At 68.0% G+C, this 23,754-nt stretch carries 24 protein-coding genes and 1 riboswitch; of the genes, 16 read left to right on the forward strand and 8 right to left on the reverse strand.

Annotated features, from left to right (window positions below; all coding sequences use genetic code 11):
* The first annotated feature begins 61 nt into the window (after nucleotides 1-61).
* Together ACUYM2_RS04850 and ACUYM2_RS04855 are read left to right on the forward strand one after the other, a co-directional pair.
* Nucleotides 62-1,600 carry an amino acid permease gene (locus tag ACUYM2_RS04850; RefSeq protein WP_481599050.1) on the forward strand — a complete coding sequence of 513 codons (1,539 nt, stop codon included), beginning with the start codon at nucleotides 62-64 and terminating at the stop codon, nucleotides 1,598-1,600.
* Nucleotides 1,597-3,321, forward strand: coding sequence for a flavin monoamine oxidase family protein (locus tag ACUYM2_RS04855; RefSeq protein ID WP_481599051.1), 1,725 nt, complete (start codon nucleotides 1,597-1,599; stop codon nucleotides 3,319-3,321). Before ACUYM2_RS04850 ends, ACUYM2_RS04855 begins: the two co-directional genes overlap by 4 nt.
* A gap of 197 nt (nucleotides 3,322-3,518) precedes the next feature.
* Here ACUYM2_RS04855 and ACUYM2_RS04860 read toward each other — a convergent pair whose 3' ends face one another.
* Nucleotides 3,519-4,037, reverse strand: coding sequence for a gamma carbonic anhydrase family protein (locus ACUYM2_RS04860; RefSeq protein ID WP_481599052.1), 519 nt, complete (start codon nucleotides 4,035-4,037; stop codon nucleotides 3,519-3,521).
* Between the two features lie 88 nt (nucleotides 4,038-4,125).
* On the opposite strand from ACUYM2_RS04860, the gene ACUYM2_RS04865 reads away from it, so the two are divergent.
* A complete protein-coding gene (locus ACUYM2_RS04865; RefSeq protein WP_481599053.1) occupies nucleotides 4,126-4,629 on the forward strand; it encodes a DUF2231 domain-containing protein in 504 nt (167 codons plus the stop codon).
* A 169-nt stretch (nucleotides 4,630-4,798) separates the two neighbouring features.
* On the opposite strand, the gene ACUYM2_RS04870 is transcribed toward ACUYM2_RS04865, so the two are convergent.
* Together ACUYM2_RS04870 and purU are read right to left on the reverse strand one after the other, a co-directional pair.
* Complete coding sequence (locus ACUYM2_RS04870; RefSeq protein WP_481599054.1) at nucleotides 4,799-5,212, reverse strand: class I SAM-dependent methyltransferase; 414 nt, start codon at nucleotides 5,210-5,212, stop codon at nucleotides 4,799-4,801.
* Between the two features lie 70 nt (nucleotides 5,213-5,282).
* Entirely contained in the window at nucleotides 5,283-6,143 is an 861-nt protein-coding gene (gene purU, locus ACUYM2_RS04875) for a formyltetrahydrofolate deformylase (RefSeq protein ID WP_481599055.1), read from the reverse strand.
* A 31-nt stretch (nucleotides 6,144-6,174) separates the two neighbouring features.
* Nucleotides 6,175-6,260: riboswitch (ZMP/ZTP riboswitch) on the forward strand.
* Between the two features lie 169 nt (nucleotides 6,261-6,429).
* On the opposite strand from purU, the gene glyA reads away from it, so the two are divergent.
* The 10 genes from glyA (at nucleotide 6,430) to ACUYM2_RS04925 (ending at nucleotide 15,915) form a co-directional block, all read left to right on the forward strand.
* On the forward strand, nucleotides 6,430-7,731 hold the full coding sequence (gene glyA, locus ACUYM2_RS04880; protein ID WP_481599056.1) for a serine hydroxymethyltransferase: 1,302 nt from the start codon (nucleotides 6,430-6,432) through the stop codon (nucleotides 7,729-7,731).
* A 4-nt stretch (nucleotides 7,732-7,735) separates the two neighbouring features.
* Entirely contained in the window at nucleotides 7,736-8,659 is a 924-nt protein-coding gene (locus ACUYM2_RS04885; RefSeq protein WP_481599057.1) for a bifunctional methylenetetrahydrofolate dehydrogenase/methenyltetrahydrofolate cyclohydrolase, read from the forward strand.
* 182 nt (nucleotides 8,660-8,841) lie between these two features.
* Complete coding sequence (locus tag ACUYM2_RS04890) at nucleotides 8,842-9,792, forward strand: ABC transporter ATP-binding protein (protein ID WP_479779152.1); 951 nt, start codon at nucleotides 8,842-8,844, stop codon at nucleotides 9,790-9,792.
* Nucleotides 9,785-10,648, forward strand: coding sequence for an ABC transporter permease (locus tag ACUYM2_RS04895; RefSeq protein WP_481599058.1), 864 nt, complete (start codon nucleotides 9,785-9,787; stop codon nucleotides 10,646-10,648). The genes ACUYM2_RS04890 and ACUYM2_RS04895 overlap by 8 nt, the downstream gene beginning before the upstream one ends.
* Nucleotides 10,645-11,505, forward strand: a complete 861-nt coding sequence (locus tag ACUYM2_RS04900; protein ID WP_481599059.1) for an ABC transporter permease — start codon at nucleotides 10,645-10,647, stop codon at nucleotides 11,503-11,505. The genes ACUYM2_RS04895 and ACUYM2_RS04900 overlap by 4 nt, the downstream gene beginning before the upstream one ends.
* Nucleotides 11,506-11,576: 71 nt before the next feature.
* Nucleotides 11,577-12,149, forward strand: coding sequence for a hypothetical protein (locus ACUYM2_RS04905; RefSeq protein WP_481599060.1), 573 nt, complete (start codon nucleotides 11,577-11,579; stop codon nucleotides 12,147-12,149).
* Between the two features lie 10 nt (nucleotides 12,150-12,159).
* Nucleotides 12,160-12,993: an exodeoxyribonuclease III gene (locus ACUYM2_RS04910; RefSeq protein ID WP_481599061.1), complete on the forward strand. Its 834-nt coding sequence runs from the start codon at nucleotides 12,160-12,162 to the stop codon at nucleotides 12,991-12,993.
* A 16-nt stretch (nucleotides 12,994-13,009) separates the two neighbouring features.
* A complete protein-coding gene (gene trpS, locus ACUYM2_RS04915) occupies nucleotides 13,010-14,131 on the forward strand; it encodes a tryptophan--tRNA ligase (protein WP_481599062.1) in 1,122 nt (373 codons plus the stop codon).
* A 4-nt stretch (nucleotides 14,132-14,135) separates the two neighbouring features.
* Complete coding sequence (locus ACUYM2_RS04920) at nucleotides 14,136-14,813, forward strand: 2'-5' RNA ligase family protein (RefSeq protein WP_481599063.1); 678 nt, start codon at nucleotides 14,136-14,138, stop codon at nucleotides 14,811-14,813.
* Nucleotides 14,814-14,868: 55 nt separating this feature from the next.
* The gene (locus ACUYM2_RS04925; RefSeq protein ID WP_481601403.1) at nucleotides 14,869-15,915 is read left to right on the forward strand and encodes a YihY/virulence factor BrkB family protein; all 1,047 of its coding nucleotides are present in this window, start codon (nucleotides 14,869-14,871) and stop codon (nucleotides 15,913-15,915) included.
* Here the strand turns inward: ACUYM2_RS04925 and ACUYM2_RS04930 are convergent.
* The 5 genes from ACUYM2_RS04930 to sdhC form a co-directional block, all read right to left on the reverse strand.
* A complete protein-coding gene (locus ACUYM2_RS04930; protein ID WP_481599064.1) occupies nucleotides 15,872-16,642 on the reverse strand; it encodes an alpha/beta hydrolase family protein in 771 nt (256 codons plus the stop codon). The two genes, ACUYM2_RS04925 and ACUYM2_RS04930, sit on opposite strands and share 44 nt — an antisense overlap.
* A gap of 151 nt (nucleotides 16,643-16,793) precedes the next feature.
* Nucleotides 16,794-17,576, reverse strand: coding sequence for a succinate dehydrogenase iron-sulfur subunit (locus ACUYM2_RS04935; protein WP_481599065.1), 783 nt, complete (start codon nucleotides 17,574-17,576; stop codon nucleotides 16,794-16,796).
* A 1-nt stretch (nucleotide 17,577) separates the two neighbouring features.
* Nucleotides 17,578-19,377: a succinate dehydrogenase flavoprotein subunit gene (sdhA, locus tag ACUYM2_RS04940; protein WP_476861851.1), complete on the reverse strand. Its 1,800-nt coding sequence runs from the start codon at nucleotides 19,375-19,377 to the stop codon at nucleotides 17,578-17,580.
* Between the two features lie 120 nt (nucleotides 19,378-19,497).
* Nucleotides 19,498-19,980, reverse strand: a complete 483-nt coding sequence (locus ACUYM2_RS04945) for a succinate dehydrogenase hydrophobic membrane anchor subunit (protein ID WP_481599066.1) — start codon at nucleotides 19,978-19,980, stop codon at nucleotides 19,498-19,500.
* Nucleotides 19,981-19,983: 3 nt separating this feature from the next.
* Nucleotides 19,984-20,364, reverse strand: coding sequence for a succinate dehydrogenase, cytochrome b556 subunit (gene sdhC / locus ACUYM2_RS04950; protein WP_082575171.1), 381 nt, complete (start codon nucleotides 20,362-20,364; stop codon nucleotides 19,984-19,986).
* A 306-nt stretch (nucleotides 20,365-20,670) separates the two neighbouring features.
* On the opposite strand from sdhC, the gene ACUYM2_RS04955 reads away from it, so the two are divergent.
* The 3 genes from ACUYM2_RS04955 to ACUYM2_RS04965 all read left to right on the forward strand — a co-directional run bounded on the left by ACUYM2_RS04955 (nucleotide 20,671) and on the right by ACUYM2_RS04965 (nucleotide 23,745).
* Complete coding sequence (locus ACUYM2_RS04955) at nucleotides 20,671-21,828, forward strand: mannose-1-phosphate guanylyltransferase (RefSeq protein WP_481599067.1); 1,158 nt, start codon at nucleotides 20,671-20,673, stop codon at nucleotides 21,826-21,828.
* Nucleotides 21,829-21,919: 91 nt separating this feature from the next.
* Nucleotides 21,920-23,119: an amidohydrolase gene (locus tag ACUYM2_RS04960; protein WP_481599068.1), complete on the forward strand. Its 1,200-nt coding sequence runs from the start codon at nucleotides 21,920-21,922 to the stop codon at nucleotides 23,117-23,119.
* A gap of 233 nt (nucleotides 23,120-23,352) precedes the next feature.
* Nucleotides 23,353-23,745, forward strand: coding sequence for a MarR family winged helix-turn-helix transcriptional regulator (locus tag ACUYM2_RS04965; RefSeq protein ID WP_481601404.1), 393 nt, complete (start codon nucleotides 23,353-23,355; stop codon nucleotides 23,743-23,745).
* Nucleotides 23,746-23,754 lie beyond the last annotated feature (9 nt).

Consider the following 23,754-nt stretch of genomic DNA (forward strand, 5'->3'; position numbering starts at 1 on the left):
GCTCACAGCCCTAGGGTTGGGCTGGGGAAACCGACCACTACTGAAGATAAGGACGTCAACGATGACTGCGCCAACTCTGCTCGGGGACCGACCACCGGCCGCCGCCAGCCGTCCCGGGCTCGCCGCCCAGCTCCTGCGCCGCAAGCCGATCGGGCAACTGGTCCGCGAGGCCGAAACCGGGCACGGCGGAACGCGGCTGGTCCGCAGCTTCGGCGTGTTGCAGCTGACCATGATCAGCGTCGGCGCCACGCTCGGCACGGGCATCCTGGTGATCCTTGGCGAATCGGTCCCGCTGGCCGGCCCGGCCATCTGGATCTCCTTTGCCATTGCCGGCTTGGCCGCCTTGCTCTCGGCCGTGTCATATGCGGAGATGGCCGGCCTGGTGCCCGCCGCCGGGTCCAGCTACTCCTACACGTACGCCACGATGGGCGAGGGCATGGCCTGGATCTGCGGCTGGTGCCTGGTGCTCGAATACGCTGTCTCCGTAGCCGCCGTCGCGGTCGGTGCAGGCCAGTACGTCAACGAGGCCCTGGCCGTCTTCGGCCTGACGCTTCCGGACACCATCTCGCAGCCGCCCGGAGCCGGTGGCGTGCTGAACATGCCTGCGATCGTCATCGTCGTCCTCGCCATGGTGCTTCTGGTCCGCGGCGCCAAGGAAAGCGCCTGGATCAACACCGCAATCGTCCTGGTCAAGGTCGGCATCCTGCTGTTCTTCTGCGCCGTGGCCTTCACCGCGTTCAACGGCGGACACTTCGAGCCGCTCATGCCAATGGGCGCCGCCGGAGTCTCGGCCGCTGCCTCCCGGGTGTTCTTCTCCTACATCGGCTTCGACGCCGCCTCCACGGCCGGCGAGGAAGCCCGCAATCCCAAGCGCGACCTTCCGCGGGCCATCCTGCTCTCCATGCTGATCGTCACCACCATCTACGTACTGGTGGCCGTCGCCGCGATCGGCGCCCGCCCCTGGGGCTGGTTCGACGGCACCGAAGCGGCCCTCGTGAAAATCCTCGAGGAAATCACCGGCCAGCCGTGGGTTGGTGTGCTGTTCGCCGTCGGCGCCGTGCTCGCCATCGCCAGCATCGTGCTGACCGTCCTCTACGGACAGACCCGGATCCTGCTGTCCATGTCCCGCGACGGCCTCGTACCCAGGGTCTTCGGCCGGGTCTCGGCCCGCACCGGCACCCCGGTTGCCGGAACCCTGATCGTGGGCACCGCCGTCGCGCTGACCGCCGGCCTCGTGCCGCTCGGTGCCCTCGCGGATGCCACCAGCATCGGCACCCTCTTCGCGTTCGCGCTGGTCAACGTGGCCGTCATCCACCTGCGGCGCAGCCGGCCGGAGCTCACGCGCAGCTTCCGCGTCCCGCTCTTTCCCCTGACACCGGTCCTCGGCGCCGCCATGTGCGCCTACCTCATGGCCAACCTCGGCGCCGAGACCTGGGCGGTCTTCGCTGCCTGGATGCTCGTGGGGCTCGCCGCCTACTTCGGCTACGGCCGGAAGAACTCCAGGGTGGCAGCCCTGAGCCAGGAGGAATACCGTGAACTATCCGGCCGCCAACCCGCAAACGCCACCCCAGCCCAGGAAGTAAAGGCAGAGATCTCATGACCACCGCCACCGAACTGCCGCCCCCCGGTCCGGTTTCCACCCCGGCCCATGTCCCGGCCGGGGACGGGACGTCCGCGGCGCCCATCACCATGCTGAATCCGGATTTCCCGTTCAGCTACGACCACTACCTGGCCCACCCGGAGGGCCTGGGATCCGTGCCGCCCGAACTGTACGGGACCGAAGTCGCCGTCGTCGGTGCCGGCCTGTCCGGGCTGGTGACCGCCTACGAGCTCATGAAGCTGGGCCTGCGGCCGGTGGTCTATGAGGCCGACCGGATCGGCGGACGGCTGAGGACCGCCAGTTTCCCCTCCGCACCGGGCGTCGTGGCGGACCTCGGCGGCATGCGTTTTCCGGTCTCAGGTAAGGCTTTCTACCACTACGTGGACCTCCTCGGGCTGCAGACCCAGGAATTCCCCAATCCGCTGGCGCCGGCGACCTCGAGCACCGTGATTGAGCTCGCGGGCCAGAAGTACTACGCCGAGACTGCGGCGGACCTGCCGCCGTTCTTCCTTGAGGTGGCGGACGCCTGGAAGGCGGCGGTGAACGACGGCGCCCGGTTCGCCGAGATGCAGGACGCCATCCGGGCCCGGGACACGGGCCGGATCAAGGAACTGTGGAACGCCCTGCTCCCCGAACTGGACGAGCAGACGTTCTACGGCTTCATCGCCGGCAGCGACGCCTTCAAGGAGGCCGGCTTCGCCCACCGCGAGGCGTTCGGCCAGGTGGGATTCGGCACCGGAGGCTGGGACACCGACTTCCCCAACTCCATCCTCGAAATCCTTCGGGTCGTCTACACCGACGCCGATGACCAGCACCGGCTCATCGCCGGCGGCGCGCAGCGGCTCCCCGAGGCGCTGTGGGAGCACGCGCCGTTGGGCATGGCCCACTGGCCGGACGGCACCTCCCTGGCGTCCCTGCATGCGGGCGCCCCGCGGGGCGCCGTGGACCGCATTGCCCGGGACGGCGACGGCGACTTCCGGATCCGGGAACGCTGGGGACGCGAGGCCGCGTATCCGGCAGTGGTGACAACGTGCCAGTCCTGGCTGCTGTCGACGCGGATCCACACCGACGAGTCCTTGTTTCCGGCCGAGCTGTGGACGGCGATTGAGCGCTCGCACTACATGCAGTCCTCCAAGACCTTCGTCATGGTTGACCGGCCGTTCTGGAAGGACATCGACGCCCAGAGCGGCCGTGAGGTCCTGTCCATGACGCTGACCGACCGGCTGAACCGGGCCACGTACCTGCTGGACAACGGCCCGGACCAGCCGGCCGTGATCCTGCTGTCCTATACCTGGAACGACGACGCGCTGAAGTGGCTGGCACTCGATGCCGAAGAACGGGTGAAGCTCATGCTGCACTCGCTTGAGCAGATCTACCCCGGCGTGGACATTGCCAGCCACATCGTGGGCCAGCCGATCACGGTCTCGTGGGAAGCCGACCCCAACTTCATGGGCGCGTTCAAGGCGAACCTGCCGGGGCACTACCGCTACCAGCAGCGGCTCTTCACGCACTTCAGGCAGGATGCCCTGGCCGCCGAGCAGCGCGGCATCTTCCTCGCCGGCGACGACATTTCCTTCACCGCCGGCTGGGCGGAGGGTGCCGTCACCACCGGTCTGAACGCGGTCTGGGGCGTGGTCAACCATCTCGGCGGCCGGAGCGCGCCGGGGAACCCGGGACCTGGCGAACTGCTCTCCGAGCTGGGCCCGATCGCCCTGGACTGACCGCGCGAACGGACACTTGGGGCCCGTCCTGCGTGGCACCCCCGGGCGCGAACGTACACTTGGGGCCCCGCCCGCGCGGCACCCCGGGCGCGAACGGACACTTGGGGCCCCGGAAGGCGATAAATTCGGGGCCCCAAGTGTACGTTCGGCCTCCGGGAAGCGGGCAGGGGTGCTTGCGGTGCTTGGGGGTTTGGCGGTTAGGCGTGCAGCTCGCGGTGGGCGCGAGCGAGGTCCTGGTAATGCGCGGCGTTGTGCTTGACGCCCTCGAACTCCTCATCGCTCAGTTCCCGGCGGACCTTCGCCGGCACCCCGGCGACGAGCGAGCGGGGCGGCACCACGGTTCCCTCCAGGACCACGGCGCCGGCGGCAACGAGTGAGCCGGCGCCGATCACGGCTCCGTTGAGGATGGTGGCGCTCATGCCGATCAGGCAGTCGTCCTCGACCGTGCAGCCGTGCACCACGGCGCTGTGGCCCACGCTCACCCGGTCGCCAATAGTGCAGGGGAAATCCGGGTCCGCGTGCAGCACAACGTTGTCCTGCAGGTTGGTGCCGGCGCCCACGGTGATCGCGGCGGTGTCGGCGCGGACGGAGACGCCGTAGAAGGCGCTGGAGTTCTCGGCCAGCGTGGCCTTGCCGATCACAGAGGCGCTCGGGGCAACGAAGGCGGATTCGTGGATGGCCGGGGTGTCACCGGCGAAAGCGTATACGGGGCTCATGCCTCCAGCCTAGGACACGGGATCCTTGCGGGCCGGGCGGCGCTGAGTAGGATCGGGGCCATCCCAACGCACACCCCAGGAGGCCGTCATGTTCCTGCAGTTGATGAATCGTTTGGAGGACGCCGAGGTGCTCGATCCGGCCGTGCGGACCGCGGAGCCGCTGGCCGCCCGGCTGATTGCCGACGCGCGGCTCAGGCGCTTCTTCCACGGCGATGCGACCGGCATCCCGACGCACGCAATCCTCACCGATGTGCCCTTCGGCGCCTGGTTCATGGCGATGTTCCTGGATCTGTTTCCGGACGAGGGCAGCCGCCGCGCGGCCCGCCGACTGGTGGGCCTCGGCGTTCTCGCGGCGGCGCCGACCGGGCTCAGCGGCTGGGCCGAGTGGGCGCGGGCCGATCCCGCCACGCGGCGCGTCGGCGTTGTCCATGCCGTCGCAAATTTCACCGCAACGCTGATCTTCCTGGCATCCTGGCGCGCCCGGCGGAAGGACCGCCACCGGCTGGGCGTCGGCCTGGCCCGGGTGGGCGCAGTCCTGCTGGTGGCTGGCGGATTCCTCGGCGGTTACATGCGCAGCGTCCAGCGCCCCTGACAGACCCTCCCGCAGATGAGGCGGTTACGGACGTGACCCTCCCGCAGATGTGGCGGTTACGGACGTGACCCTCCCGCAGATGTGGCGGTTACGGACGTGACCCTCCGCCCGGATGTGCGGGAGCGTTGGGGGGAAGCCGGCCGGATGTGCGGGAGCGTGTGGGGAGGGCCTACCCGGGGGAGCGGAGGACCGTAAAGCCCCGCCCAAGGTCCGGCTGTCCGGGGCCGGGGAGGACGACGGCGATCGGCGCGCCGGGTTCGGCCACGCGCCGCAGTTCGCGGACGACGTCGTCCCACTCCGCGGGCGGCAGTCCCGCCAGTGCGTCCACCGCCCACACGGCGGGGAACGCGGCGTCGGCGAACGGCAGCGCCCGCCCGGCCGCAACTGAGGCGGAGAGGCCCCGGGCGCGGGCGGCGTGGATGTTCTCCTCTGAGGGGTCCACGCCGGTGAAGTGGATGCCGGCGCGGACAAAGAGGAGTCCGTCCGCGCCCGGTCCGCAGTCCAGGCCCAGCACGCCGCGCCGGCCCTCGGCCTTGAGCAGGGCAAGGAAGCCGGTGAGTTCGTCCTGCCGCGTGGTTGCCATGGCTCCAGTTAAGGGCGGCGCCGCGTCCAAGACAAGCCCCGGCAGAAGACAAGTCCCGGGCGAACGCTCCTTAGCTGAAGACCACGGTCCGGTTGCCGTCCAGCAGCACCCGGTGCTCGGCGTGCCACTGCACAGCCTGCGCGAGTGTGCGGCCTTCGACGTCGCGGCCCATCTGGACGAACTGCTCGGCGGTGCGCCGGTGGTCCACCCGGATGACTTCCTGCTCGATGATCGGGCCCTCGTCCAGGGCCGCGGTGACGTAGTGCGCGGTGGCGCCGATGAGCTTAACGCCCCGGGCATGGGCCTGGTGGTAGGGCTTGGCGCCCTTGAAGGACGGCAGGAAGGAGTGGTGGATGTTGATGGCCTTGCCGGTGAGCTCCGTGCAGAGCTCGTCGGAGAGGATCTGCATGTACCGGGCCAGCACCGTGAGCTCGATGTCGTGCTCGGCCATGAGCTTGCGCAGCTCGTCCTCGGCCTCCACCTTGGTATCCCGCGTGACGGGAATGTGGTGGAACGGGATGCCGTAGAACTCGGCCAGGCCGGCGAGGTCCCGGTGGTTGGAGACAATGGCAGGAATTTCGATCGGCAGGGTGCCGGAACGCTGCAGGAACAGCAGGTCGTTGAGGCAGTGCGCGGAGGTGCTCGCCATCAGCAGGGTGCGGAGCTTCCGGCCGGCCGGGTTGAGGCTCCACCGCATGCCGAACGCCTGGGCCACGGGTTCAAGCGCGGCGTGCAGTTCGGCCGCCGGGGCCGCCGTCGTCGCCTCCACCCGCATAAAGAAGGTTCCGGTGCCCTGGCTGCCGTACTGCTGCGAGTCCGTAATATTGCAGCCGGCCACCAGGAGGGCACCGGCCACGGCGTGCACGATCCCGGGCCGGTCAGGGCAGGAAAGGGTGAGGATATAGGAGGCGTTCAGCTGGTCTTCAGTCACGAAAGACAGCCTACCCGCGGCTGGGATAGTCTTGACGTGTCGCAACTGGCGTTGGGTGGCTAACCACCAGGGAGCGGCACGCACGCAGACCACGGATCGTACGCCTGGGCCGAGGGTCATGTTTTCCGGCCGGCAGCCGCGCTGCCGGCCCGCCGTCGGCACTCCTCGCGGGTGCCGTCCCCGCCTTACGGGTCCCGTTCCGGGCCCCGTAATTTAAGGGCGCCGCGGCGGGCCAGCCGGTAACCTGACCTTAAAGCAGTGACCGTTGCCAAGCCAGGAGTTCTTCGTGACTACTTCCGTACGCCTTACCTCAGCAGCCGTGAGCAACCAGCCGCTCGCTGAACTCGATCCCGAAATCGCCGCCGTCCTGACCCAGGAGCTCGGCCGCCAGCGCGGCACCCTGGAAATGATCGCCTCCGAGAACTTCGCGCCGCGCGCCGTGATGGAGGCGCAGGGTTCCGTCCTGACCAACAAGTACGCAGAGGGTTACCCGGGCCGCCGGTACTACGGCGGCTGCGAATACGTGGACATCGCCGAGCAGCTCGCGATCGACCGGGTCAAGGACCTGTTCGGCGCCGAATTCGCCAACGTCCAGCCGCACTCCGGCGCGCAGGCCAACGCCGCCGCGCTGTCCGCCATGATCACGCCGGGGGACAAGATTCTGGGCCTCTCGCTGGCCCACGGCGGCCACCTGACCCACGGCATGAAGCTGAACTTCTCCGGCAAGCTCTACGAGGTGGCCGCCTACCAGGTCGAAGAAGGCAACTTCCGGATCGACATGGACAAGCTGCGCGCCCAGGCGCTCGCCGAGAAGCCACAGGTCATCATCGCCGGCTGGTCCGCCTACCCGCGGCACCTTGATTTCGCCGCCTTCCGCTCGATCGCCGACGAAGTCGGCGCCCTGCTCTGGACCGACATGGCGCACTTCGCCGGCCTCGTCGCCGCCGGGCTGCACCCCAGCCCGGTCCCGCACTCCGACGTCGTCACCTCCACCGTGCACAAGACCCTCGCCGGACCCCGCTCCGGCGTGATCCTGGCCAAGCAGGAGTGGGCCAAGAAGATCAACTCCAACGTCTTCCCGGGCCAGCAGGGCGGACCGCTGATGCACGTCATCGCCGCCAAGGCCGTCGCTTTCAAGATCGCCGGCACCGAGGAATTCAAGGAACGCCAGGAGCGTGTGCTTGAGGGCGCCCGGATCATCGCCGACCGCCTCAACCAGGCGGATGTGTCCGACGCCGGCGTCTCCGTCCTGACCGGCGGGACCGACGTGCACCTGGTGCTGGTGGACCTGCGCAACTCCCAGCTGGACGGCCAGCAGGCCGAGGACCTCCTGCATTCGGTCGGCATCACGGTCAACCGCAACGCCGTGCCCTTCGACCCGCGCCCGCCGATGGTCACCTCGGGGCTGCGCATCGGAACCCCGGCGCTGGCGACCCGCGGCTTCGGCGCCGCGGAGTTCACCGAGGTCGCTGAGATCATCGCAACCGCGCTGAAGTCGGGTTCCGGCACCGACGTCGAGGCCCTCCAGGCCCGCGTCGACAAGCTTGCCGAGGACTTCCCGCTGTACCCGCAGCACGAGCAGTGGTGATCCGATGACCGCCACCAACTCCGCACCGGCGCACACCGCCCGGATCCTAGACGGCAAGGCCACCGCCGCGGCGATCAAGGCCGAACTGACCGAACGCGTCGCCGCGCTCAAGGCACGCGGGATCGTCCCGGGTCTCGGCACCATCCTGGTGGGCTCCGACCCCGGCAGCACCTGGTACGTGGGCGGCAAGCACAAGGACTGCGCCGAAGTGGGCATCACCTCCATCCGCCGCGACCTGCCGGAAGAGACCACCCAGGACGAACTGCTGGCCGTGGTCCGGGAACTGAACGAGAACCCGGACTGCACCGGCTACATCGTCCAGCTGCCGCTGCCCAAGCACATCGACCAGGACACTATCCTTGAGGCCATGGATCCGGACAAGGACGCCGACGGCCTGCACCCGATGAACCTGGGCCGGCTCGTGGCGAACGTCAGCGGACCTATGAAGTCCCCGCTGCCTTGCACGCCCAAGGGCTGCGTGGAGCTGCTGACCCGGCACGGTATCGACCTCAACGGCAAACGCGTGCTGGTGGTGGGCCGCGGCGTCACGATCGGCCGCCCGGTGGGGCTGCTGCTCACCCGCAAGGACGTCAACGCCACGGTCATCCTGGCCCACACCGGCACCGTGGACCTGCCCGCCGAACTCCGGCAGGCCGACGTCGTGATTGCTGCGGCCGGCCAGCCGCACATGATCAAGGCGGCGGACCTCAAGCCGGGCGCCATCGTGCTCGACGTCGGCGTCAGCCGCGTCGACGACGGCTCCGGCAAGGCCGTGGTCACCGGAGACGTCGAGCCGGCCGCGGCCGACGTCGCCGCCTGGCTGTCGCCCAACCCCGGGGGAGTGGGCCCGATGACCCGCGCCATGCTGCTGGCCAACGTGGTGGAAACCGCCGAACGCCACCTCGAAGCGGAGCAAGCTCCCGCCTAGGACACATCACGCCGCGAGGGCGCCCCTCCTGACCGGAGCGGGCGCCCTTTTGCGGCCCTGCCGCCGGCAGCCGGGCGGTGGCGCGGAAAAAGTCCGAACTTTTTACGAAAAGACTCTTTCATAGTTTGCCGGGATCGACTACCGTGTTCCGGGTGCCTGAACTTGTGTCGAAAGAGTCTCCCGTGAGCAACCCCGAGGAGACCGGTTCTCCCCAGTACGTCATCACCGCAGAAAACCTCACCAAAAGCTACGGCGACGTCACCGCCGTGGACGGTATCTCCTTCCGCGTGCCCGCCGGCGAAGCCTTCGGCCTGCTCGGGCCCAACGGCGCCGGCAAGTCCACCACGATGAAGATGATCGGCGGCGTCTCGCAGCGGACCTCCGGCAGCCTGAGCATCATGGGGCTGGACCCGGAGCAGCACGGCCCCGAGGTCCGCGCCCACCTTGGTGTCGTCCCGCAGCAGGACAACCTGGACGAGGAACTGAAGGTCCGCGACAACCTGCTGGTCTACGGCCGCTACTTCGGCCTGCCGATGAGCTACCTCAAGCCCAAGGCGGACGAACTGCTGGAGTTCGCGCAGCTGACGGACAAGGCCAAGTCCAAGGTGGACGCGCTCTCCGGCGGCATGAAGCGGCGCCTGACGATCGCCCGGTCCCTGATCAACGAGCCGCGGATCCTGCTGCTGGACGAACCCACCACCGGGCTCGACCCGCAGGCCCGCCACATCCTCTGGGACCGGCTGTTCCGGCTCAAGGAACAAGGCGTCACCTTGATCCTCACCACCCACTACATGGACGAGGCCGAGCAGCTCTGCGACCGCCTGATCGTGGTGGACAAGGGCAAGATCATGGCCGAAGGTTCCCCCGCCAGCCTGATCCGCGAATACTCCACCCGCGAAGTCCTCGAACTGCGCTTCGGCTCCGAACGCAACGCCACGGTCGGTGCGGAGCTCGAGGGCATCGGCGAGCGGATCGAAACGCTGCCGGACCGCGTCCTCATCTACGCCCACGACGGCGAAGCCGCCCTGGAGCAGGTCTCCGCCCGGGGCCTGCACCCGGTCACCTCACTGGTGCGCCGCTCCTCGCTGGAAGATGTCTTCCTGCGCCTGACCGGACGGAGCCTCGTTGACTAACTCGATCAACGCGGCGGGTACGACGGCGGCGCCCGCCCTGCGCGCGCACTCGCCGGCCGTGTCGGCCGCCCGGGCCCGACGCTGGGGCGCTTTCTACTACGCCGAGCAGGTCCTGCGGGTGATGAAAGGCTACGGCTGGACCATCGTGATGTACGGCGTCGGGCAGCCGGTCGCCTACCTCTTCGCCATGGGCGTGGGCCTCGCCACGCTGGTGGACACCAACTCCACCGCGGCCTTCGGCGGCGTCAGCTACCTGGCCTTCATCGCCCCCGCGCTGCTGATCTCCGCCGCCGTGATGACCGCCGCCAACGAGTTCACCTTCCCGGTGATGGACGGCTTCAAATGGCGCCGGGTCTACTACGGCCCGCACGCCTCGCCGCTGACCCCCGAACAGATCGCCGCCGGCCAAATCATCGCCGTGACGGTGCGGTTCGTGCTGCAGTCCGCGATCTACTTCGGCGTCGTGGCACTGTTCGGGGCGTCCCCGGGCGGCTGGGGCTGGGTCTCGATCCTGGTGGCCACACTGGCCGGGTTGTCCTTCGGCCTGCCGCTGATGGCCTACGCGGCCACCATTAAGAACGACAAAGGCCAGTTCGCCATGGTGATGCGCTTCATCGTCATGCCGCTGTTCCTGTTCTCCGGCACCTTCTTCCCACTGGACACCCTGCCCCTGGCGGTCCGCTGGATCGGCTGGATCTCGCCGATCTGGCACGGCACCGAACTGGGCCGCGTGTTCAGCTACGGCTACCAGGAAGCGCCGCTGCTCACCCTGGTCCACGTCGTCTTCCTGCTCGGCCTCGCCGTCCTCGGCTGGGTCCTGACCCGGCGCCAGTTCGCCACAAGGATGGCATCATGAGCGTGCTTGCTGGACACCACGATTCGGGAAACCAGCACGCCGGCCGGAGCGTCACCGACGCCGCCCGCAACCGCCGCTTCGGACCGCTCTACTCGCGCAACGTGCGCGCCGTCGTCGCCCGCGGCCTGATGGCCACCAAGAGCAGCAACTGGATGGTCATGCTCTCCGGGTTCTTCGAACCGGTGCTTTACCTGATCTCGATGGGGGTGGGCCTGGGCGCAATCGTCGGCGAGGTGCAGGGCCCGGGCGGGCAGCAGATCTCGTACGCGGCGTACATCGCCCCGGCCCTGCTGGCGGTCTCGGCGATGAACGGCGCCGTCTACGACTCCACCTGGAACGTCTTCTTCAAGATGAACTTCGCGAAGCTCTACCAGGGCATGCTGTACACCTCGCTGGGGCCGATCGACGTCGCGATGGGCGAAATCTTCCTCGCCCTGCTGCGCGGGCTGATGTACGCGACCGGCTTCACCGCCGTGATGGGTGTGATGGGCCTGATCACCACGCCGTGGGCCATCCTGATGATCCCGGCTTCGGTGCTGATCGCGTTCGGTTTCGCGAGCTTCGGCATGGGCATTACCAGCTTCATGAAGACCTTCCAGCAAATGGACTGGATCAACTTCGTGATGCTGCCGATGTTCCTCTTCAGCGCCACCTTCTACCCGCTGAGCGTGTATCCGCAGTGGATCCAGTGGCTGATCCAGGCGATGCCGCTGTGGCACGGGGTGGAGCTGCTGCGGCAGATCAGCGTCGGCGTCTTCACCCCTGCCACCGCGGTTCACATCGGCTACTACCTCGCCATGATCGTGCTCGGCGTCGCGCTCACCACCGGACGGCTCCGCAAACTGTTCCTGAAGTGACGGTGCGGGCCCGCCGTTCGCCCGGGGTGGAAGCGCCGCCCCGGGCCGGTCCGGTTTGCGATAATGGGCGCATGCGATCTCTGGACAACCCTTCTGCCAAGCCCTCCGCGTTCAACGCCGCCACCGGAAAGTTCTCGATGTTCCGCCTCAGCGGACTCGGGATGACGGTCTTCATCATCGCCTTCCTGGTGGCCGTCATCTTCGCGGCGAACCAGAACGACGTCGTGGGCTGGGTTGTCGCGGTCATCGCCGCCTTCTGGCTCGCGCTGGCTGCCTTTGTGGTGTTCAGCATCCAGCGCGCTGCCAAGAAGGCCGGCGCCAAGCTGAACGAGGCGCAGAACGCGTTCAACTCCGCGGTGGGCCGGGCGCCGTCGTCGGGCAGCGCCGACCACGGCGGCACGCGCCTCGTTGGTGACCGCCGCGAAACCGACGACATCCGCGACATGAAGCTGGACCACTCCTTTAAAATTGTCCAGGTGCAGGTCCGTGTGGTGGAGCAGGAACGCGCCAAGGGCGGCGCCGCGGACCAGGACACCATCCGCCGCGCACTCGAAACCATAGAGATCACGGCCACCAACGCGCGGGACATGATCAAGTCCGCGGGCGGCACCGACGAGCCGGTCCGCGGAACCATCATCGACTAGAGTGGAGCGGGTGAGCTCGGCATTGAAGAAGGACCACCTTCGCATCGCATCGGTAAACGTCAACGGCCTCCGCGCCGCCTACAAAAAGGGCATGGCGGAATGGCTGGCGCCGCGGGACGTGGATATCCTTTGCCTCCAGGAGGTGCGCGCGCCTGACGCGGTCGTCCGTGAACTGCTCGGCGGCGGCTGGCACATCCTGCACGCCGAGGCCGAAGCCAAGGGCCGCGCCGGCGTCGCCATCGCCTCGCGCACCGAACCCGTCGCCACCCGCAACGGCATCGGCGATGACTACTTCGCCACGGCCGGCCGCTGGGTCGAGGCCGACTACATCGTCCGTGACGCCGGGGGCCAGGCCTCGCAGCTGACCGTAGCGAGCGCGTATGTGCACTCCGGCGAGGCCGTCACCCCCAAGCAGGACGACAAGTTCCGCTTCCTGGACGTGATGTCCACCCGGCTGCCGGAACTGGCCAAGCACAGCGACCATGCCCTGGTGGTGGGCGACCTCAACGTCGGCCACACCGAGCTGGACATCAGGAACTGGAAAGGCAACGTCAAACGTGCCGGCTTCCTGCCAGAGGAGCGTGCCTACTTTGACCGCTTCTTCGGCGAGGAAATCGGCTGGAAGGATGTTCACAGGGGCCTGGCGGGTACCGTCGACGGCCCCTACACTTGGTGGTCGCAGAGGGGACAGGCCTTCGACAACGACACCGGCTGGCGCATTGACTACCACATGGCCACGCCCGCTCTCGCCGCCGCCGCGGTGTCAGCAGTTGTTGACCGGGCGCCGTCCTGGGACACACGCTTCTCCGACCATGCCCCGCTGGTAGTGGACTACCGGCTCTAGTCTTAAGGTTTTTCCCATGACCTCTCCTTCAAACGCGTCGACCCTGACTGGCGCCGACGCCGGCGTCGCACTTGACGCGGCCGTCTCACCCGCCGGACACGCTGCGGCGGTCCCCGGAGCCAGGCACCGCATCCTTTCCGGCATGCAGCCCTCCGCAGACTCGCTGCACCTCGGCAACTACCTGGGCGCCCTGGTGAACTGGGTCCGGATGCAGGACGAATACGACGCCGTCTTCTTCATCCCGGACCTGCACGCCATCACGGTGCCGCAGGATCCTGCCGAGCTGGCCCACCGCACCCGCGTCACCGCCGCGCAGTATATTGCCGGCGGCGTCGACGTGGACAAATGCACGCTCTTCGTCCAGTCCCAGGTCCCGGAGCACGCCCAGCTGGCCTGGGTGCTGAACTGCATCACCGGCTTCGGCGAGGCCTCCCGGATGACCCAGTTCAAGGACAAGGCCCTGAAGCAGGGCTCGGACCAGGCCAGCGTGGGACTTTTCACCTACCCGATCCTGCAGGCCGCGGACATTCTGCTGTACCAGCCGCAGGGCGTTCCGGTGGGGGAGGACCAGCGCCAGCACGTGGAGCTGAGCCGGGACCTCGCGCAGCGCTTCAACTCCCGCTTCGGTGAGACGTTCACGGTGCCCCGGCCCTTCATCCAGAAGGAGTCGGCCAAGATTTACGACCTGCAGAACCCGACGGCGAAGATGTCGAAGTCCGCGGAGTCGCCGGCCGGCCTGATCAACCTGCTGGACGAGCCCAAAGTGATCGCCAAGCGGATCAAATCCGCCGTGACCGACGCGGAAACCGAAATCCGCTTCGACCGGGACAACAAGCCCGGCGTCTCCAACCTGCTGACCATCTACTCGGCCATCAGCGGCCGCACCGTGGAGCAGCTCGTCGCCGCGTACGAGGGCAAAATGTACGGCCACCTCAAGGTGGACCTCGCTCAGGTGGTCACGGAGCACCTGAGTCCGATCCGGGACCGGGCGAACGAGCTGCTGGACGATCCCGCGGAGCTGGACCGGCTGCTCGCCCTGGGCGCGGACAAGGCCCGGGAGATCGCCTCGGTGACCCTCCGGGACGTCTACGCCAAGGTTGGCTTCCTTCCCTACGCCGGAGCACGGGGAGTCCACTAGCGCAATGTCCTCCGCCAGCAAAGTCACCGCCAGCGACACCGGGCGCGGCAGCCACCACGGCGCGCGCAACAGTCCCGCCGCAGCACCCCACGAGCCTGCGGCAACGGACAACGGAGGAACCCCGGATGAAGGCATCAGCATCGGCGTCATCCTGGGCTTCCCGCCGGAGATCGCCGAGGAACTGCAGCGCTGGCGGGCCTCGTTCGGCGACCCGATGGCCGCGACCATCCCGGCGCACATCACGCTCGTCACCACGACCGTGACACAGGATTGGGAGGCCACACGCAGCCACGTCCGCGAGGTGGCGCGCCACCAGGAACCGTTCACCGTGACGATCGCCGGTACCGGTTCCTTCCGGCCGGTCTCGCCGGTGGTCTTCCTGAACGTCGAAGACGGCTTCGGCGAGTGCGTCAACCTGCACCGGCAGCTCCAGGCCGGGCCGCTGGACCGCGAACTCCCGTTCGCCTACCACCCGCACGTCACGGTCGCCCACGACGTGGCCCCGGAAAGCCTCGACGAGGCCGAAACGGCGCTCAAGGATTACAGGGCCAGCTTCCCGGTGGCTAGCATGGGACTCTACGAGCACGACGACAACGGCATCTGGCAGCTACGGGAAGAGCTTGATTTTGGCACCGAACCTGACGACCACCGAGGCGCGGCCGGTGCAGCAGGCACCCGCTGACCCTCCTCTTCCCACTGATCTTGCCGGCTTGAAACTGGAAGTCATCCGCAAACGGGTGGAATGGGGCAAAGCGCGGCGGTCCGCCGGACCGGCGCGGCTAATGGCGATGGTGCCCTGGCTGCTGGCCCGGCTCAATACCCTCCGTCCGCTGCGCGCCTTCCAGCACTACAACCTGCAGCACGGCCCGCTGCTGAGTGCAGGCATCGGATTCCGGATGTTCTTCTCCATCACCGGTTTGCTGGCCACCGGATTCTCCGTGGCGGGGCTCTTCCTGAGCGCCCAGCCCGTGCTCGTGGGCCAGATCATCAAGAGCGTCGCGAGGGCGGCCCCCGGCCTCCTGAAGGTCGGCGGTCGGGACGGGCTGGTGGACCCGCAGCAACTGCTGAACCCGAACGGCCTCGGCTGGACGGCCGTGATAGCCGCTGTCGTCACCGTGGTGACCTCGCTGGGCTGGATCGGCGGCCTGCGCGACGGCCTGCGCGGCGTCATGCGGCTCGGGCCGCTCAAGACGAACCCGGTCCTGTTGAAACTGCACGACGCCGGCACCCTCCTGCTGCTCGGCGTCGCCCTGGTGATCAGCGCCGGCGCCTCGCTGGTCTTCGGCACCGCCGCCGGATGGGTGGCCGAGCAGCTCCACCTCGACCCGCTGTTGGCCGGTCCGCTGACCACCTCCATCAAAATCGCGGTGCCGCTGGTGCTGGGCTGGGTGACGGCGCTGATTATGTTCCGGCTCGCCGGCGGCCTGAAACTGCGGCGCCGCGCCCTGCTGGAAGGCACTATCCTGGCTGCAGTGGGCACCAGTGTGCTGCAGATCTTCAGCGCCGAGCTGCTCGCCAGCGCCGGCCGGAACCCCATCCTGGCGCCTTTTGCCATCATCATCGGCCTGCTCATCTGGTTCAACCTGGTCAGCCAGGTCTACCTCGTCTCGGCCGCGTGGTCCGCGGTGCGTGAAGAGGACCTCAGCACCGGAACGGCCGTGGCCACGACCGGCTGGGGTGCCCGCCGGGTGCAGCCGGGGAAGACCCCGGTAGAGCCGCGGGAACACCGCCGCCCGGCGGCTAGCTTCCGGCGTCGAGGTACTGGTCGGCCCACGCCGAAATAATCTTCGCCGCGCGGGCCGCCTGTCCCTTGCCGGTGAGCAGATGGTCGGAGCCCTCAAGCGAGACGAAGCTGCGCGGGTGCCGCGCGGTCTGGAAGATGCTGCTGGCATTGTCGATCCCCACCGTGTTGTCGGTAGGGGAGTGCAGCACCATCAGGGGCTTGTGCAGCCGCCGGATGCAGTCGGTCAGGTCCGCGTTCTCCAGGTCCTCGACGAAATGCCGACGGATCTCCACGCGTTTGCCGCCCAGGTCCACCTCGGCGCTGCCCTCGCTCAGGATCCGGTCCAGCGCGGCGTCGAAGACGTGCGCGACGTGCTTGGGCGAGAACGGCGCACCGACCGTGGCGACGGCGTCGAGCTCCGGGATGCTCCCGGCGGCCGCCAGCACCGCGGCGCCACCGAAGGAGTGCCCCACGAGGAGCGAGACGGGCCGGCCGGAGTCGCGCATGAACTCGGCGGCCTTGACTGTATCCGCAACCTTGTGGCTGAAGGACCCCTCGGACCAGAGCCCCGCGGACTCGCCCAGGCCGAGGTTGTCGAAGCGGAGCATGCCCACCCCGTTGTCCGCCAGCGCCTTGCACATCCGGGAGGCCGAAGGGCTGTCCTTGCCCAGCGTGAAGCCGTGCGAGAACACGCCCCAGCCCTTCACCGGGCCCTCGGGGACGTCGAGGATGCCGGAGAGCAGCTCCCCGGTGGAACCTTCGAAGCTGACTTTTTCGGAGCGGGACACGTTCGTCCCCTTTCATCTGGGCGGGTCGTGCGGGCGGGTCGTGCGCGCCGGTTGTGCCGGCGGGTGCGTGGCCGGGAAACGACGGCGGCGCCCCCACCGGAAGGTGGGAGGCGCCGCCGTCGTCGTTAGGGCTGGTGCTGTGGTGCGGGTGCTAGATCTTGCGGGACAAGATGGCCTGCTTGACCTCGGCGATGGCCTGCGTGACCTGGATGCCGCGGGGGCACGCCTCGGTGCAGTTGAAGGTGGTGCGGCAGCGCCACACGCCTTCCTTGTCGTTGAGGATCTCCAGGCGCATGTCGCCGGCATCATCGCGGGAATCGAAGATGAAGCGGTGCGCGTTGACGATCGCGGCCGGGCCGAAGTACTGGCCGTCGGTCCAGAACACCGGGCAGGACGAGGTGCACGCGGCGCACAGGATGCACTTGGTGGTGTCGTCGAACCGCTCGCGGTCCTCGGCGGACTGCAGGCGTTCCTTGGTGGGCTCGTGGCCGCGGTTGATCAGGAAGGGCATGACTTCGCGGAAGGACTGGAAGAACGGCTCCATGTCCACGATCAGGTCCTTTTCCACCGGCAGGCCCTTGATCGGCTCGACCGTGATGGGCTTGGTGGTGTCCAGGTCCTTCAGCAGGGTCTTGCAGGCGAGGCGGTTGCGGCCGTTGATGCGCATCGCATCGGAGCCGCAGACGCCATGGGCGCAGGACCGGCGGAAGGAGACGCTGCCGTCGATTTCCCATTTGATCTTGTGCAGGGCGTCCAGGACACGGTCCGTGCCGTACATGGTGACGTGGAAGTCGTCCCAGGTGGACTCATCGGAGACCTCCGGGTTGTAACGGCGCACGCGCAGGTGGACGTCGAAGGAGGGGATGTCCCCGCCGCCGCCGACGCCGGCGGGCAGTTCGATCTTGGAGGCTGGCTCAGCGAGTTCAGCGGTCATCTTAGTACTTCCTCACCATCGGCTCGTAGCGCGTAAAGACCACCGGTTTGGTGGCCAGCCGGATGCCGGCAATCGCCTCGGCGGAACCGTCCGCCGGGGCGTGGTCATCCTTGTACGCCATGGAGTGCTTCATGAATTTTTCGTCGTCGCGCTCGGGGAAGTCCTCGCGGAAGTGCCCGCCGCGGGATTCCTCGCGGTGCAGGGCCGCCACGGTCATGACCTTGGCGAGCTCCAGCAGGAAGCCCAGCTCCACGGCCTCGAGCAGGTCCAGGTTGAAGCGCTTGCCCTTGTCCTGGACGCTGATCCGCTGGTACCGCTCCTCGAAGGACGCGATGTCCTTCAGGACCTGGTTCAGCGTCTCGGCGGTGCGGAACACCTGCATGTTGGCGTCCATGGTGTCCTGCAGTTCCTTGCGGATCTGGGCCACCTTCTCGGTGCCGTCGGCGGTGCGGACGTGCTCCAGCAGGTTCAGCGTGTACGCCTCCGGATCCGCGGGCAGTTCCACGAAGTCGGCGGTCTTGGCGTATTCCGCGGCGGCAATGCCGGCCCGCTTGCCGAAGACGTTGATGTCCAGCAGCGAGTTGGTGCCCAGGCGGTTGGAACCGTGCACCGAAACGCAGGCAACCTCACCGGCGGCGTAGAGACCCGGGACGACGGTGTCGTTGTCCTGGAGGACCTCGGCGCTGATGTTGGTGGGGATGCCGCCCATGGCGTAGTGCGCCGTCGGGAAGACCGGCACCGGCTCTGTGTACGGCTCCACACCCAGGTAGGTGCGGGCGAACTCGGTGATGTCCGGCAGCTTGGCGTCGATGTGCGCAGGCTCCAGGTGGGTCAGGTCCAGCAGCACGTAGTCCTTGTTCGGGCCGCAGCCGCGGCCTTCCCGGACTTCGTTGGCCATGGACCGGGCCACGATGTCGCGCGGGGCGAGGTCCTTGATGGTGGGGGCGTAACGCTCCATGAAGCGCTCACCCTCGGAGTTGCGCAGGATCGCGCCCTCGCCGCGGGCGGCCTCGGAGAGCAGGATGCCCAGCCCGGCCAGGCCGGTCGGGTGGAACTGGAAGAATTCCATGTCCTCCAGCGGGATACCGCGGCGGAACGCGATGCCCATCCCGTCACCGGTCAGGGTGTGGGCGTTGGAGGTGGTCTTGAAGACCTTGCCGGCGCCGCCCGAGGCGAACACCACGGACTTGGCCTGGAAGACGTGCAGCTCGCCGGAGGCGAGGTCGTAGGAGACGACGCCGGCGACGCGCTTCTGCTTGTACGGGGTGCCGTCCTCGCGGACCGCGTCTTCCTCGACGGTCAGGAGGTCCAGGACGTAGTACTCGTTGTAGAACTCGACGTTGTGCTTGACGCAGTTTTGGTAGAGCGTCTGCAGGATCATGTGGCCGGTGCGGTCAGCGGCGTAGCAGGCGCGGCGGACCGGGGCCTTGCCGTGGTCGCGGGTGTGGCCGCCGAAGCGGCGCTGGTCGATCCGGCCCTCGGGCGTGCGGTTGAACGGCAGGCCCATCTTCTCAAGGTCCAGGACGGCGTCGATTGCTTCCTTCGCCATGACCTCGGCGGCGTCCTGGTCCACCAGGTAGTCGCCGCCCTTGATGGTGTCGAAGGTGTGCCACTCCCAGTTGTCTTCCTCGACGTTGGCGAGGGCCGCACACATGCCGCCCTGCGCCGCGCCGGTGTGGGAGCGCGTGGGGTAAAGCTTGGTCAGTACTGCTGTTCGCGCACGCTGACCGGATTCGATCGCGGCGCGCATGCCAGCGCCACCGGCACCGACAATGACGACGTCGTACTTATGGACCTGCATACCAGATGCTCTTTCTCTCAAAATTCGCTGTAAACACCGCCGGCGGAGCCTGCGCAGTGAAGTCTTGCGATCCTAGGCCCGCGCGGGCAGGCAGGGATCAGCGCCCGGGGGACCGGGCCGCTACGGGGCGGGGCAGAACCCGCCGGGCAGCTGCACGCCGTCGACCACGGGGCACGGGTTGAAGGTGAAGATCACCAGGGTGCCGAGGATGATGATGGCCGCGGCGGCCGCGTAGAGCACGATCTTCAGCCAGAGACGCGTCGCGTCCTTTTCGGCGTAGTCGTTGATGATGGTGCGCACGCCGTTGGTGCCGTGCAGCATGGCGAGCCACAGCATGGCCAGGTCCCAGACCTGCCAGAACGGATCGGCCCACTTGCCGGCGACGAAACCGAAGTCGATTGCGTGGATGCCTTCGCCCACCAGCAGGTTGACGGTCAGGTGGCCAAAGATGAGGACCACGAGGACGACGCCGGAAAGCCGCATGAAGAGCCATGCCAGCATTTCGAAGTTGCCCTTGGAGGAGCCGCTGCGGCGGTACTGCGGAGCAATCTTGCCGCCGGTGCCTTTACCGCTGCGCGGGCTCTGGATCTGCGTTGCACTCATGGCTTAGTGACCTCCGAGGGCGAGGGACAGGTGGCGGATGGAGAAGCCGACCATGACGACGACCCAGAGGGCCAGGACCGTCCACAGCATCTGGCGCTGGTACTTCGCGCCCTTCTTCCAGAAGTCGACGGCGATGATCCGCAGGCCGTTGAAGGCGTGGAAGACGATCGCTGCGACAAGGCCCGTTTCACCCAGGGCCATAAGGGGGTTCTTGTAGGCACCGATCACGGCGGTGTAGGCCTCGGGGGACACACGCACCAATGAGGTGTCCAGCACGTGGACCAACAAGAAGAAAAAGATCACTACACCGGTAACGCGGTGTCCAACCCAGGACCACATGCCTTCACGGCCGCGGTACAAGGTGCCAGCTGGTTTTGTCGGCACTGAATAAACCTCCCTGCAACACAGCGGCGCTGGCATGGGATCCACGCGGGGGGAACGCCTGCTGCGAGAGCACTCGTAAGCTCAAGCCTAAATCTAGGCTTCGCTGTCAGCTTATTCAATTCAGCGGATCGATGGTGACGGCGCCCGGCGCGGTTTTCGGCCGGTTTTGAGACGAACGCCACATTTGCCGGTGGCCGCGGACCATTCCGTAACGGGGCAGTGCGTATACAGCACGAGCGGCCATTCTTCCCGCCCCGCGTGCGTGCCCCGGGGCCAATAGGCGGGGTTCGGCTAAAGTAGCCCGTGATGACTACAGATAATATGGACAGCCACGTTTCACCCGAGGGCGCTGCGGCGGACTCCCCGCTGACGCGCTTCATCGCGGTGATTCCGGCAGGCGGTGTGGGAACCCGGCTCTGGCCGCTGTCCCGGGCCGCCGCCCCGAAGTTCCTGCACGACCTCACCGGGTCCGGCAGCACCTTGCTGCGTGCCACGTACGACCGGCTGGAGCCCCTTGCGGGCAGCCACGTGCTGGTCGTCACCGGGACGGCGCACCGGGAGGCCGTGTGCCGGCAGCTGCCTGAGGTGGACGAAGCGGACCTCGTGCTGGAGAGCGAGCCGAAGGATTCGGGCGCCGCCATCGGCCTCGCCGCGGCCATCCTGCACGGGCGCAATCCGGAGACCATCATGGGTTCCTTCGCCGCGGACCAGGTCATCAGCCCCGACTCGCTGTTCCAGGATGCCGTCCGCGAGGCCATCTACACCGCGGCCGCCGGCAAGATCGTCACCATCGGCATCAAGCCCACGCACCCGTCCACCGGCTTCGGCTACATCCGGGCCGGCGACAAGCTGAGTGTGCCCGGCGCCCCCAGCGCCCACACCGTCGTCGAATTCGTCGAAAAGCCCAGCGAGGAAGTCGCCCAGCAGTACTTGGACAGCGGCGAATACGTCTGGAACGCCGGCATGTTCGTCGCCCCGGTCTCGCTGATGCTCAAGCACCTGGAAGCCAACCAGCCGGAGCTTTTCGCCGGCCTGCAGGAGATCGCCAAGGCCTGGGACACCCCGCTGCGCGACGAGGTCACCGCCCGTGTCTGGCCCACCCTGCCCAAGATCGCCATCGACTACGCGGTCGCCGAGCCAGCCGCGGCGGCCGGGGACGTCGCCGTCGTGCCCGGCACGTTCCGCTGGGACGACGTCGGAGACTTTGCCTCGGTGGGCCGGCTCAACAGCGCCAAGGAAGTCGACGACGTCACCGTGATCGGCGAGGGCGCCCGGGTGTTCACCGAGAACGCCAGCGGCGTGGTCGTCACCGACACCAAGCGGGTGATCGCCCTGATCGGCATCAAGGACGTGGTGATCGTGGACACGCCGGATGCGCTGCTCGTCACCACAAAGGCGCATTCCCAGCGGGTCAAGGCGGCGGTGGACGCGCTGAAGGCCAGCGGCGACACGGACGTGCTCTAGGCTGACCTGGCTGGGCCCGGCTCCGCACCGCTACGGCGTAACCCTCCGACCGCGATGCCGCTATTTTTCCGACTCTCGCTAGAGTAATTGTGTGCGCAATTACACTACTGAAGCTGAGCCAACCACCCTTGTGGGGCCGTGGCTGGAGCCACTCCTGCCGGAGCTGATCGCCTTCCGCCGCGACCTGCACGCGCACCCGGAACTGTCCTTCAAGGAGTTCCGCACCACGGACAAGCTGGCCCAGCGGCTCGAAGCCGCCGGCCTGGCGCCGCGCCGGCTCGAGGGCACAGGGCTCACGGTCGACGTCGGCGAGGGGCCCATCGCCGCGGCGCTCCGGGGCGACATCGACGCCCTGCCCATCATCGAGGAAACCGGGCTGCCGTTCGCGTCCAAAAACCACGGGGTGACGCACGCCTGCGGCCACGACGTCCACACCACCACCATGCTGGGCATCGCCCTGATCCTGCAGCGCATGCACGAGTCCTCGCCGCTGGGCGGCACGGTGCGGATCATCTTCCAGCCGGCCGAGGAGACCATGCCCGGCGGAGCGCACGCATGCATCGAGCAGGGTGTGCTGGAAGGGGTGCCGCGGATCCTGGCACTGCACTGCGACCCACGGATTGAGGTCGGCAAGATCGGCACCCGGATCGGCGCCATCACCTCCGCGTCGGACACCATCAAGATCGAACTGACCGGCCGCGGCGGCCACACCTCGCGCCCGCACCTGACCGAGGAACTCGTCTTCGCCCTCGCGCAGATCGCCGTCAACGTCCCGGCCGTCCTGTCCCGCCGCGTGGATGTGCGCAGCGGCGTGTCCGTAGTGTGGGGACACATCTCCGCCGGCTCGGCGCCGAACGCCATTCCCGCGAGCGGTTACATGGCCGGCACCATGCGCTGCCTGGACCGCGACGCCTGGCACAGCGCGGGGGAGATCCTCGACGAGGTGGTCCAGCAGATCGCCGCGCCCTACGGCGTCGACGTGCACCTGGAGCACACCCGCGGCGTGCCGCCGGTGGTCAACTCCGAACACGAGACAGCACTGATCGAGGCCGCGGCCCGTGCCGAAATCGGCGAGAGCTCGGTGGTGCTGACGCCGCAGTCCATGGGCGGCGAGGACTTCGCCTGGTTCCTGGCGGATTTGCCGGGTGCCATGATGCGGCTCGGCACGAAGACGCCGGGCGGCGAAGAGTATGACCTGCACCGCGGCGATTACATCCTGGACGAACGGGCCCTGGGCCTCGGCATCCAGGTGCTCGCGGCCGCGGCCCTCCGCACCCTCCGCGACCTCTAACCCCCGCCCTCCGCGCGAACGGACACTTGAGGCCCCCGCCCTAGCGCGAACGTACACTTGAGGCCCTGAAATCCGCGATTTCGGGGCCTCAAGTGTCCGTTCGGCCTCTAACCCGCGCCTATTAAGTTGTGCACAATTCAATTGTGGGCTACCGTTCTTGGGTGGCTAAAAACGATCCCCTCGACGCTCCCGGCCTTGACGCGCCCCGCCTTGATCGGCAGGTGTGCTTCGCCATGTACTCCGCCTCCCGGGCCGCCACCGCTGCGTACCGTCCAATGCTGGAGGAACTCGGGCTGACCTACCCGCAATACCTCGTGATGATGGTGCTCTGGGAAGGCCACCCCCGCAGCGTCCGCGAACTCGGCGAGGAGCTCGGCCTGGACTCCGGGACGCTCTCGCCGCTGCTGAAGCGGCTCGAGGCGCTGGGGCTCGTGGAACGACGGCGGTCCGCCGCGGACGAGCGGCGCGTGGAGGTGTTCCTCACCGAGGACGGCGCCGCCCTGAGCGCCCGCGCGACCGGAATCCCGCAGCGGCTCGCCGAGGCCGCAGGGCTCTCCGCCGCGGAACTCGACCAGCTCCGCGAAACGCTGGGCCGGCTCACCGCCGCGCTGCACGCCGGCCGCTGAGCGCCGCCC

The organism is Arthrobacter sp. SD1074B (assembly GCF_056780195.1).